Source organism: Gammaproteobacteria bacterium (genome assembly GCA_013696315.1).
Taxonomy (GTDB): Bacteria; Pseudomonadota; Gammaproteobacteria; order JACCYU01; family JACCYU01; genus JACCYU01.
The window spans coordinates 1-11525 of sequence record JACCYU010000214.1 but is presented as its reverse complement, the minus strand read 5'-3'; the positions used below and the strand labels follow the sequence as shown (position 1 = coordinate 11525).

The following is an 11525-nucleotide window of genomic DNA, read 5'->3' as shown; positions in this document are numbered from 1 at the left end:
GTGATCGAAAGCCCGGCCAACCTAAACTTCAGCCGCTCTATCCTGTTTGGTTATGCCATTCCGTTCACGCACACTGGCGTGCGCGCCAGCATGGAGACAGCGGGCGGCGCCAAGTTCACTGTGGGCGTGAACAACGGCTGGGATGTGTTGAAAGAATCGGCCGCTGTCGCCGCCGATGGCGATGTCGCCGACGAGAAGACGTTCGAATTGGGCGCCTTGTTCTCGCCCACCGATTTCATCAATGTTTCAGCGGCCGCTTATACCGGTAACGAGCCCGGCGCGGTAGTCGGCAGGCGCGACCTGGTCGATGTGGTGGTGGCCTACCTGTTCTCCGACTCGCTTACTTTCGTGGTCAATGGCGATTGGGCGCAGCAGGAAGACGCCGTGGCCCCAGGCTCGGATGCGGAATGGAAGGGTATTGCCGGCTATGCCAACTATCAACTGACTGAACAATGGCGCGCGGTGCTGCGCGGTGAGTGGTTCGACGACGAGGACGGCTTTCGCACCGGCGTCATCCAGGAATGGACGGAGGTCACCGCTACGCTGGCCTACCTGCCGGTCGACTCGGTGGAGATACGCGGCGAGTTGCGCCAGGACTGGTCAGACGAAGACAGCTTTGTAGATACTGACGGCAGTGTCGATGACAGCCAGTATTCCCTCGGTCTGGAAGCGATCTACAAGTTTTGATTACCAATCTGCGCGGGCGAGACCGTCCGCGCTTGAGGAGTCGTGCTTATGAAACTCATCACCGCAATCATAAAGCCCTTCAAGCTCGATGACGTGCGCGAGGCGCTGTCGGAAATCGGCGTGCAAGGCATCACCGTCACCGAGGTCAAGGGCTTCGGCAGGCAGAAAGGTCATACCGAGCTATATCGAGGTGCGGAATATGTGGTTGATTTTCTGCCCAAGGTGAAGCTTGAGATCGCCATTGACGACAAGCTTGTCGACAACGCCATTGATGCCATTACCAAAGCCGCCAACACGGGCAAGATCGGCGATGGCAAGATCTTCGTATCCACCCTGGAGCAGGCCATACGCATCCGCACCGGCGAAGTCGGCGCAGATGCGCTCTGAGGATGTCGATTACGCGAGCGGCAACAAATTCTGGCGCGGATACCTCCGCGTGACGCTACAACTTAAGTACGAGAGACAAACATGAAACTGACTTGCAGATTATGCCTGGCGCTCGCGGGCGCGCTGGTCGGCACACCGGCGTGGGCGCAGCCGGCGCCCGAATTCAACGAAGGCAACGTGGCGTGGATGATGGTTGCCACCGTGCTGGTCATCATGATGACGTTGCCGGGCATCGCGCTCTTCTACGGCGGTATGACGCGCTCGAAAAATATGCTGTCTACCCTGATGCAGACGTTCACCATTTTTTGCGTGATCGCGGTGCTGTGGGTGATTTACGGTTACAGCGTGGCGTTCAGCGACGGCAATGCAATCTTCGGCGGGTTGTCGAAGATGTTTCTGGAAGGCGTGGTGTACGACGCGGACGGCTTATTTACCGCCGCGGCGACGTTCAGCAAGGGCGTGTATATCCCTGAGCTGATGTTCGCGATGTTCCAGCTCACGTTCGCGGCAATTACCTGCGCGCTGATCGCGGGTGGTTATGCCGAGCGCATGAAATTTACGGCGGTGCTGGCGTTCACCGTTATCTGGTTCACCTTTTCTTATCTGCCGATGGCGCACATGGTGTGGTGGTGGGCTGGTCCTGATGCGTACACAGGCCCGAATGTCGTCGATGAGATGAACGCGTCGGCGGGCCTGTTATGGCAATGGGGCGCGCTGGACTTCGCCGGTGGGACCGTGGTGCATATCAACGCCGGCGTCGCGGGTCTGATGGCTGCGATCTTCCTCGGCCAGCGAAACGGGCACGGCAAGGTACAGATGGCGCCGCACAATCTCGTGTTTACACTGATCGGCGCGTGCATGCTGTGGGTGGGCTGGTTCGGCTTCAATGCCGGCTCCAACCTCGAGGCCAATGGCTACGCCGTGCTCGCGCTCGCGAACACAATCATCGCGACCGCCGTGGCGGCGCTCACCTGGCTGTTCGCTGAATGGATCATCAAGGGCAAACCCAGCCTGCTGGGCGCGGTAACGGGCTGTATCGCCGGTCTGGTCGCCATCACGCCGGCCTGCGGTTTCGTCGGCGTGCAGGGTGCGCTCGTGATCGGCCTCGCGGCGGGATTTCTGTGCTTTCTGGCGGTCACCTACATCAAGAGGGCGCTGGGCTACGATGACGCGCTGGACGCCTTTGGCGTGCACGCGGTGGGCGGCATCATAGGCGCCATCCTGACGGGCGTCTTCGTCAGTCCTGCGCTGGGCGGCGCCGGCTTCGTGGTCGATGGCTGGGTCGGCCCCGAGTTCGGTTACGACAGCGCGCAGATCCTGATTCAGGTCAAGACCGTGTGCGTCGCGATCGCGTGGAGTGCCGCGGTCAGCGCAATCGCGTTGCTGCTTATCAAGCTCACAATTGGGTTGCGCGTCTCCGAGGAAGTCGAGAGCGAAGGTCTGGATATCGCCGAGCATGGCGAACAGGCTTATAACCCATGATGGAGATCGCCTGCGTGCCTATGTCGATACGGGTTAGAAAGGCTAGCGACGGCTGATTCGCTGAAGGGTTGGTAACACGCGGATCATCCTGCCGTCTTGCAGGTCAGTTTACGGGCGCTGCGGCGCCCGTTTTCTGTTGTCGGCACGGGGACTGTTCAGCACCCAACATCAACGATGCGCATACATTCCGCCCGATCAGGGGCGAAACAGGCGACCGCCGCCTTGTGGACCGGCAGGCCCGCTGGCGCCTCCCTGCGGAACTACAATGGAGGACGCGGCATCGCGCTGAAGCTCCTTGATTTCCTCGACCGCGCTCTGCATGGCGTTTCTGGCGGCTTGCGGAAACTGCTTTATGGCTTCCTCCAGTGAGTCTGCTTCCAGCATAAAATTCAACGGCAGCGCACCCATCGGCGACATGATCTGCGTCTGGCCGAGATACCGCACCGTGCGGTCGTGGTCCCTGGAACCGTCGGGCTTGACCGGTGTGAGTCGCATGATGCTGCCGGCGCTGCGATCAGAGAAGGTTTCTTCCTGATACAGATTGTCGCGATCCAGCTGGATGTCGGGCAGTTGATCTGAGCGAGAGGTGGACATAACTGAGTTCCTTACAAGTGGCGTTTCTGACTGACCGCAAGATAACAGATTCAGTTACCTGAGGTCGCGTGCGGACCAATCTGTTAGGTTTGCAGATCGAACGCAAATTCTGAAGTTCAACGGTGGCGGCTCGGTATGCTGGAAATAGAAAATCTGCGCAGCGCGCATTTCGGCCCGATTACGCTGACCTTGAACGCCCTGGAATGCGTGTTCGTGCAGGGTGCATCGGGCGCGGGCAAAACATTGTTTTTGCGCGCGGTGGCGGACATGGACTGCGTCAGCGGCGACGTGCGAATCGCCGGCCTTTGCCGCCGGGATCTGCCGCCGCCCGAGTGGCGCCGCCGCGTGGGGTTGCTGCCGGCCGAAAGTCAATGGTGGGCTGATACGGCAGGCATGCATTTCGGCAAGTACGGCGCCGCAATGATCGCGCCGTTGGGGTTTGGTCCCGAGACCCTCGACTGGCAGGTGGCGCGCCTCTCCAGCGGCGAGCGCCAGCGGCTGGCGCTCGCGCGGCTGCTGAGCAATCGGCCGCAGGTGCTGCTGCTGGATGAACCCACGGCGAACCTGGACGAAGTTAACCGCGGGCGGGTGGAAGCGGTGGTCGTCGATTACCTTGAGGCAAACCATGCCTGCGCGCTGTGGGTAAGCCACGATGTCGCCCAGGCGACACGAGTCGCCGGCCGGGTCATTCGCATGGCGGACGGACGGTTGCAGGCCCCGAGCCGCTGACGGAGATGGGCCGCTGATGGACATGATCCGGCTCAGCGCATTCGATCTGGGTCTTGCGGCATCGCTGGTAGCCGCGCTGGCGGCGTCCAACTGGTATACCGGCGCGGGGCATTGGCGCACCCTGATCGTAGCCGCGGTTCGCTGCGCGGCGCAGTTGTTGCTAATCGGCCTGGTGCTGGAGGCGCTGTTTGCGAATGTGAGCCTGTGGTGGGTCGCACTGCTGTCGATGGCGATGTTGATCATCGCGGGTTACGAGGTGATGTGGCGGCAGCAGCGACGCTTCGAAGGCTTGGTCGGGTACGCGCTCGGCACCCTGTCGATGTTTGTCTCGTCATTCAGCGTCACATTCCTGGCGTTGACCGTCATCGTCGGCCCCGACCCGTGGTACGAACCGCGCTACGCGATACCCCTCTTGGGCATGATGCTGGGCAATACCATGACCGGCGTGGCGCTGACACTTGATAATCTGACGCGGCTCGCGTGGCAGCAGCGGGCCATAATCGAGGCGCGTTTGATGCTGGGTCACGACTGGTCGGTAGCGATTGCCGACATACGCCGCGACAGCGTGCGCAATGGGCTGATCCCTATCGTAAACGCCATGGCCGCCGCTGGCGTTGTCAGTCTGCCGGGCATGATGACGGGCCAGATTCTGGCGGGAAATCCGCCGATGGAGGCCGTCAAGTATCAGATTCTGGTGTTCTTTCTGGTCACGGCCGGCACGGGTTTCGGTATTCTGGCGGCGGCCGGCATCGGTGCGCGCCGCCTGTTTGACGAGCGTCAGCGCCTGCGGCTGGACAGGTTGCGACGGCCGATGCTTGAGGCGTTTCTATAGACGCCTCTTCATATCACGTCTCCAATAAGCCCGCACTCGGGCTTTCTTTATCCCTTTTATTTCGCATCTCCAATGCTCAGCGTGCGCCGGAAAAACTCGGGCGCGGCGCTGCTGGCGCGATGAATCTCGGCGTTGTAGTAGTGAGTCTCGAAGCGTTTTTTGTCAGCGGCCTGCGCGCGCGCAAAATCAATCGCGCCATCCTTGCGGGCCATGATCGCGCTCCACCAGCCAGTGGGATAGCTGCACTGCGGAAAATGATGCACGGCAAGGTCCGCGAATCCCGCCGCGCGCAACGCATCGGCCATTGGGCGGATAATAGTCTCCGCGTGTACCAGCGGGGATTCGCTTTGCTGCACGAGCAGACCACCCGCAGCCAGCGCCTTGTAGCAATCGCGGTAAAAGCTTTCCGAGAACAATCCTTTGGCGGGTCCCACCGGGTCGGTGCTGTCAATAATGATGATGTCCTGCGAGGCCGGATCGCAGCGCGTTAACCAGTCGATACCGTCGCCGAAGTAAAAATGCGCGCGCGGGTCGTCGTTGGCATCGCATAATCGAGGAAAGTATTGTTCAGCCAGCCGGGTCACGCGCTCGTCTATTTCCACCTGCCACACATTTTTTACCTCGGGGTGCTTCAATACCTCGCGCAATGTGCCGCAGTCACCGCCGCCAACAATGACGACGCGCGTCGGGCTTGAGTGACTGAACAGCCCCGTATGCGCCATCATCTCGTGGTAGATGAAATTATCGCGGTCTGTCAACATGACGCACCCGTCGATGACCATGAGCTTGCCGAAGCCAACGGTCTCGTAGATTTCTATTTTTTGATAGGCGGACTGTTCCTCGTGCAGCTTAGCTACTAGACGCAAAGAAAAAGCCGAATCGCATTGCTCGAATATTTCGCTGAACCAGCGGTTGTCCAGTGCCATAAAACTGCTCCGTCAGATGCCAGGAATGGTTGAGTTGTTGTTGAGGGAGGTGATGGGCTTTGCATCCATATCGCATACACAAGTGGAAACCACTGAGCCCGCTAACGCGGCATTGCCTCGCGTCGCATGCGGTCGTTGCAGGCATGGATGCGAGACTTCGTTCTATGAATATAACCACCCGCCGCTGGGAGCCGGAATCATGCCATCGCTAGACGAACGCACGCAAGCGAAGCAGTCATGGTCAGTAGCGCGCGCTCGGCACGTTTACAATCTTCCCAATTGGGCGGAAGGGTATTTTGATATCGATCCTAACGGCCGTCTGGTAGCGCCGCACCGAGGTCAGCCGGACATTGCCGGTGTGCCGCTGGAAGCGCTGGTGCAGGATTTTCATTCACTCGGTCTGCGCCTGCCTGTGCTGGTGCGATTCCAGCACATTCTGCGCGATCGCGTGACTCAGTTATGTGAAGCCGTCGATCGCGCCATGCGTGAGCGCTCTTACAGTGGACGCTACACCGCGGTTTATCCGATAAAGGTCAATCAGCAGCGCAGCGTCGTCGAGCAGATTCTGCACCACGGCAGCGGCCGGGTCGGTCTGGAGGCTGGCAGCAAGCCGGAGCTGATGGCGGTCTTGGCGCTTATCAAGGATGACGGCATCATTATCTGTAACGGATACAAGGATGTGGAGTACATCCGACTGGCGCTGATTGGACGGCTGCTCGGTCAGCGGGTGTATATCGTCGTGGAGAAACTGTCGGAACTGGAACTGATATTTCGCGAGTCGCGTGCGCTGGGTGTCACGCCGCTGCTGGGTCTGCGCGTACGCCTGGCCTCGATCGGCGAGGGCAAATGGCAGAACACGGGTGGCGACAAGGCCAAATTCGGGTTGTCCGCCGCGCAGGTGCTGGCATTGATAGAGCGCTTGAGGGAAGAGTCGTTACTGGACAGTATGCGGTTGCTGCATTTTCACATGGGTTCTCAAATCGCGAATATCAGCGACATTAATCGCGGGATGCGCGAAGCGGGGCGTTTCTACGCCGATTTGCGCGCGCTGGGCGCCGCCATCGACGTGGTCGATGTAGGCGGCGGCCTTGGTGTTGACTACGAAGGCACCGGATCGCGCGCTTACTGCTCCATGAACTACACGCTGCCGGAATACGGGGGTACCATCGTGCGTGCGCTCGCCGACATTTGCGATGATGAGCGACTTCCGCATCCCGACATCGTGACTGAAGCCGGTCGCGCCATGACCGCGCATCATGCGGTGTTGATTACCAACGTCATCGACGTTGAATATGCCTCGGCAGGCGATGTTTCGAGGCCCGCGCAGGCTGATTCAGTGGTGGTTCTGCGTGAGCTATGGCGTCTCTACGACCATCAGCATGAGCTGTCGGTCGGTGAAATCTATAATGAGGCGCAGTACTGGCTGAGCGAGGCGCAGTCCATGTACACACATGGGATTCTCGATTTGCGAAACAGAGTGCGGGCCGAGCAACTCCATCGTGCGATCTGCCTGCGCTTGTCGAGCACGCTCGATGCGATGCCAGAGCCGCCGCAGGAGATTGCCGCACAACTCCATGAAAAGCTTGCCGACAAGTATTTCTGTAATTTTTCGGTGTTTCAGTCAGTGCCCGACGTATGGGCGATCGATCAGATTTTTCCCATCGTACCATTGCATCGACTGCATGAAGCGCCCACGCGGCGCGCCGTGCTGCAAGACCTGACCTGTGATTCGGATGGACAGATTCGGGCCTACGTCGACAGCGGGCGCATCGAAGCCACGCTTCCCGTGCATGATTACCAGCCCGGGACGCCATACTTTCTGGGGATATTCCTGGTCGGGGCATACCAGGAAATTCTCGGCGATCTGCATAACCTGTTCGGGGACACGCACGCCATTAATGTAGAATTGTTGCCGGACGGTGGTTATCGACTCGATGCGCCGGAGTTCGGTGACAAGGTTGACGAGTTGCTGAGCATGGTTCACTTTTCGCCGGCTCATTTGATGGCCGTCTATCAGGAAAAAGTCGCGGGGGCGGGATTCAGTGCCGAGCGCCAGGCAGCGCTGTGCGACGAGCTTGAGCACGGCCTGCACGGTTATACCTACCTGGGCGATTAATTCCGGCAGATCGGATGCATCCTCATGCTCATTTCAAGCTATAACGCCTGATCACAATGAAGAGCCGCATCATCTTTCATCTCGTTGCCTTCGCCGGACTGCTCGGCGCAGGCGCGTGGATCGCGTATCAGGGTGTTGTCGCACCCACCCGTCTCGGACGGCTGCACGTCAATATCGAGACTGCCGCGATTTATTGGTTCACCTTGCTCGTTTACTGCTTCGTCTGCCTGCTGCTCTACTATCCGCTACGCAGGCGCGCGTGGCCGGTCTTGTTGATCGGGCACGCAAGCGCGGCAGCGATAGCGCTGGCGAGCACGTCTACCGTAACCACGCTGGGCGCGCGCAATAGCGCTGACTCGCGAATGCTGCCGTCTGAAAGCACGCAGGCGCTTGAGGCCCCGCCGCCATCCGAAGCTGATCCCGACAGCCTGGCACTTCCGTTACCATCACGCCAGGGCACGCAGTAGCCGGTTACCCCCAGGCACCGTGGCCTAATCAAAGCCGCGAACGGGATACATCAGGTATTTCTTGCGCGCGCCTGCCCGCTAACCGCCGCGGGCGAAATCCAGCATGCGCTGAGTTGATTTTAAGGCGCGAATTCGTACTGCTTCGTCCAGATGGACCTCGTTAGCGCCGGATTCCAGCGCGCGTTCGAGATTATGCAGCCCATTCATGGCTATCCACGGACAATGCGCGCAGCTTTTGCAGGTTGCGCCCTCGCCGTGCGTAGGCGCCTCAAGCAGCGTTTTCTCCGGCGCCGCCTGCCGCATTTTGTAAAAGATGCCGCGATCAGTCGCTACAATCAGCGTGTTGTGGGAGAGGTCACGGGCGGCCTTGATCAGCGCGGTTGTCGATCCCACGACATCGGCCATCTCGATCACATCTGCGGGTGACTCCGGATGCACCAGCACTGCCGCGTCGGGATGCGCCTGTAATAAGTGGCGCAATCCAGCCGACTTGAATTCCTCGTGTACCACGCAGGCGCCGTTCCACAGCACCATGTCGGCCCCGGTTACCTCGTTGAGATACCGGCCCAGGTAGCGGTCCGGCGCCCACAGGATCTTGCGCTCTTCGTCCATAAGGTGGCTGATGATCCGCACGGCGATGCTGGAGGTCACTACCCAGTCCGCGCGCGCCTTGACCTCCGCGCTGGTGTTGGCGTAAACAACAACGGTGCGGTCCGGGTGTTCGTCGCAGAACTTGTTGAACGCCGCCGGCGGACAGCTCAGGTCGAGTGAGCACTCTGCTTCGAGGGTTGGCATCAATACCCGCTTTTCAGGACTCAGGATTTTTGCCGTTTCGCCCATGAAGCGAACGCCTGCGACCACCAGGGTGCTGGCGGTATGTTCCTGTCCGAAGCGCGCCATGTCCAGGGAGTCCGACACGCAGCCGCCGGTCTCATCAGCGATTAATTGCAAATCAGGATCGGTGTAATAATGCGCCACCAGCACGGCATCCCGCGCTTTAAGCAGACGCTTGATCCGGCTTATCGCGGCCCGCCGCTCCGCGTCCGTATAACGCGGCAGCGAGGCGGTGACTTGCGCGGTTGCGGGGACATCTCGCACGGTTGTTGCTGAAGCGGTTGACGGAGCCATGGATTCCTCGTTAGGCATGCCGACCTTGTCAGGCAGCGCTGCCGGTAGAGTTTGGCGAAAGAACCGATTTCCCAATATTGGATTCCAGCCTTATAAGTGGTTCCCCATCCGCGCTGATTCAAATGCGCGCGGACACCGGCCTCGAGCGCAATGAAGTACACGCTTCACTTGAACGCGGCATTGGCGCAGCCTTATTGTGCACGTTAATCAATATTGACCTTCAGGCGCGAGCAAAGTTGGCGTGACAAGTCATACAATCGGGCTGCCCGCGGATCGTATTCCGGTACTGCGGATTCCGGCTACGCCCGCGCATACCAACCTCGGCGGCGATATCTTCGGCGGCTGGATCATGTCGCAGGTGGATATCGCCGGTAGCATCCCCGCCGTGCTGCGCGCCAAAGGTCGGGTCGTGACCGTGGCGGTCAATAGCATGACGTTTCTGAAACCAGTCATGGTCGGCGACATTCTGAGTGTGTACGCGGAAATAGGCTCGATTGGTAACAGTTCGCTGCGCGTAGACATCGAAGTTTACGCGCAACGCAACCCCGTCGATCCAGAGTGCATAAAAATATCCGATGCTCAATTGACTTACGTCGCGATCGACGGCAACGGCAGACCGAGGCCCGTGCCTCCCGCCTGAAATTTTGTTGGTTGTATTGCAACAAACTCAGCGCCCGGTGCTATAATTCAGCGCAGGTCTCAGGAAAGACCGGAGGATCGCCATGACAACAATAGTTACCGTCCTTCATCCGGCGCCAGCGGTGCTGCGCGCCACGGTGGTTTCCATTTTGATAACTGCCGGCGGGGCAATCGTCCACGCTGATGCGCAACCATCAACGCCTTATACACTCGTTGGCGGTCAACTCTTCGCATGGCACAGCCCAGGCAGCGAAGAGGGCGCCGATCACTCTTCAACAGTTGCGGGCGCGCGCGCGATTACGCCTGAAATGGGCTTTGTGCCGCCGCTGCCAGATGCCAGCCCAGGCACACAAAATTATGCGGGAGCGGGGCGGTTGCTCTACGCGTTTCCTGTGTCGGATGACGCTTCGCTTGGCCTGCGCATGGACGGCGAAGGATACGGTGGCAGCGCATTATCCGGAGTGCACAGTTTTGGCCCTGGCCTGGCCTACTCGGTCAACGACAGTTTGGCCGTAAGTGTCGGTATCGACGCCATATTTTTAGATACGGCGCGGTCCCATCAGTTTAATCAGTATACGGACTGCGTAGCGCTGGAAGAACGCGGTGAGCTGCCTCTGCTCACCTGTTCGGATGCGATCGCCTACACGCCGGAGAACCTCGCGCGTGGCGGGGCGGGCACGTTGGATTCGGACGCAGCTGGCTATGGCTATAATCTCGGCGCAACCCTGGCGGTTGGCGAAAGCACCCGTCTGGGTATGCGTTATCGGTCCGGCATTCAGCTGGATACACAGGATGAAACCGTGTTCCATACCGCGGGCCCACTGTTATCAACGGATCTCGCACGTCTGACTGACCAGGCGGTAATCTCGGGTCTCGGGCTGCCGGCTTCATTCGCGGTCGGCGCCTCGCACCAGATCAACGATCGATGGAGTGTTGCGGGTGACGTGACGTGGGTGAACTGGACCCAGTTCGATGAATTGCGCGTACTGCCTGGGGGCTACAGGCAGGGCGGCGGCACTACGACCGAAAACTGGGAAAATACCTACCGCTACACTTTGGGTGTGAACTATCGGCAAAGCGACAGCTGGAAATATCGTGTAGGCGCGGCATACGATCAGAGCCCGCTGCCCGCGAGCGAGCGCAATACTGGACTTGTGGCCAGCGAAGACCTGGTCTGGCTGGCATTGGGCGTCGGATACTCGCCGACTCCGCGTCTATCGTTCGATGTCGGGTATGCGTACCCATTCATGATGGAACCGCGGCTGTACAACGGACTGCAGCAAAATATCGCCGGTCGGTTCGAGGGCGAGGGCGACATTTTAAGCGCGCAATTCAAGTGGCGTTTTGAGTAAGCTCGCCTTCCACGTTTACTGCACCGCGGTCAGCATCGCGTAGTGGTTAGTTCCCGGGGCGTTGCATGTGCGGCTGCCAAAAGCCTTGCGTTAAGTAGTCAGGCCGGTATGTTCACGCGGCGCCCGGGCGCTTCAATGTGCGTTTGTTTCCACTGAGCTTCAAGGCGCTTGGCCGATATCTTGATC

Annotated in this window: 12 protein-coding genes; 9 read left to right on the top strand and 3 right to left on the bottom strand. The window is 59.6% G+C overall.

Annotation, left to right across the window (positions count from 1 at the left end):
* The 3 genes from H0V34_12565 to H0V34_12555 form a co-directional block, all read left to right on the top strand.
* Nucleotides 1–687, top strand: a 687-nt coding sequence (locus H0V34_12565; GenBank protein ID MBA2492481.1) for an outer membrane beta-barrel protein, incomplete at its 5' end; no start/stop codon positions are given.
* 48 nt (nt 688–735) lie between these two features.
* Complete coding sequence (glnK, locus tag H0V34_12560) at nt 736–1074, top strand: P-II family nitrogen regulator (protein MBA2492480.1); 339 nt, start codon at nt 736–738, stop codon at nt 1072–1074.
* A gap of 81 nt (nt 1075–1155) precedes the next feature.
* A complete protein-coding gene (locus H0V34_12555) occupies nt 1156–2556 on the top strand; it encodes an ammonium transporter (GenBank protein ID MBA2492479.1) in 1401 nt (466 codons plus the stop codon).
* A gap of 195 nt (nt 2557–2751) precedes the next feature.
* Here H0V34_12555 and H0V34_12550 read toward each other — a convergent pair whose 3' ends face one another.
* The gene (locus H0V34_12550; protein ID MBA2492478.1) at nt 2752–3150 is read right to left on the bottom strand and encodes a hypothetical protein; all 399 of its coding nucleotides are present in this window, start codon (nt 3148–3150) and stop codon (nt 2752–2754) included.
* Between the two features lie 135 nt (nt 3151–3285).
* Between H0V34_12550 and H0V34_12545 the strand changes: the two genes are divergently transcribed.
* Both H0V34_12545 and H0V34_12540 read left to right on the top strand, forming a co-directional pair.
* On the top strand, nt 3286–3879 hold the full coding sequence (locus H0V34_12545; GenBank protein MBA2492477.1) for an ATP-binding cassette domain-containing protein: 594 nt from the start codon (nt 3286–3288) through the stop codon (nt 3877–3879).
* A 16-nt stretch (nt 3880–3895) separates the two neighbouring features.
* On the top strand, nt 3896–4711 hold the full coding sequence (locus H0V34_12540) for an ABC transporter permease (protein MBA2492476.1): 816 nt from the start codon (nt 3896–3898) through the stop codon (nt 4709–4711).
* Nucleotides 4712–4767: 56 nt separating this feature from the next.
* On the opposite strand, the gene speE is transcribed toward H0V34_12540, so the two are convergent.
* Complete coding sequence (gene speE, locus H0V34_12535; protein MBA2492475.1) at nt 4768–5637, bottom strand: polyamine aminopropyltransferase; 870 nt, start codon at nt 5635–5637, stop codon at nt 4768–4770.
* A 199-nt stretch (nt 5638–5836) separates the two neighbouring features.
* Between speE and speA the strand changes: the two genes are divergently transcribed.
* A complete protein-coding gene (speA, locus tag H0V34_12530) occupies nt 5837–7753 on the top strand; it encodes a biosynthetic arginine decarboxylase (GenBank protein ID MBA2492474.1) in 1917 nt (638 codons plus the stop codon).
* Between the two features lie 56 nt (nt 7754–7809).
* Nucleotides 7810–8220, top strand: a complete 411-nt coding sequence (locus H0V34_12525; GenBank protein MBA2492473.1) for a hypothetical protein — start codon at nt 7810–7812, stop codon at nt 8218–8220.
* 78 nt (nt 8221–8298) lie between these two features.
* On the opposite strand, the gene nadA is transcribed toward H0V34_12525, so the two are convergent.
* Complete coding sequence (nadA, locus tag H0V34_12520; protein MBA2492472.1) at nt 8299–9348, bottom strand: quinolinate synthase NadA; 1050 nt, start codon at nt 9346–9348, stop codon at nt 8299–8301.
* 241 nt (nt 9349–9589) lie between these two features.
* On the opposite strand from nadA, the gene H0V34_12515 reads away from it, so the two are divergent.
* Both H0V34_12515 and H0V34_12510 read left to right on the top strand, forming a co-directional pair.
* Nucleotides 9590–9988 (top strand): acyl-CoA thioesterase, encoded by a 399-nt coding sequence (locus H0V34_12515; protein MBA2492471.1) that lies wholly within the window; start codon nt 9590–9592, stop codon nt 9986–9988.
* Nucleotides 9989–10070: 82 nt separating this feature from the next.
* Nucleotides 10071–11339 carry an outer membrane protein transport protein gene (locus tag H0V34_12510; GenBank protein ID MBA2492470.1) on the top strand — a complete coding sequence of 423 codons (1269 nt, stop codon included), beginning with the start codon at nt 10071–10073 and terminating at the stop codon, nt 11337–11339.
* The last annotated feature ends 186 nt before the right edge of the window (nt 11340–11525 follow it).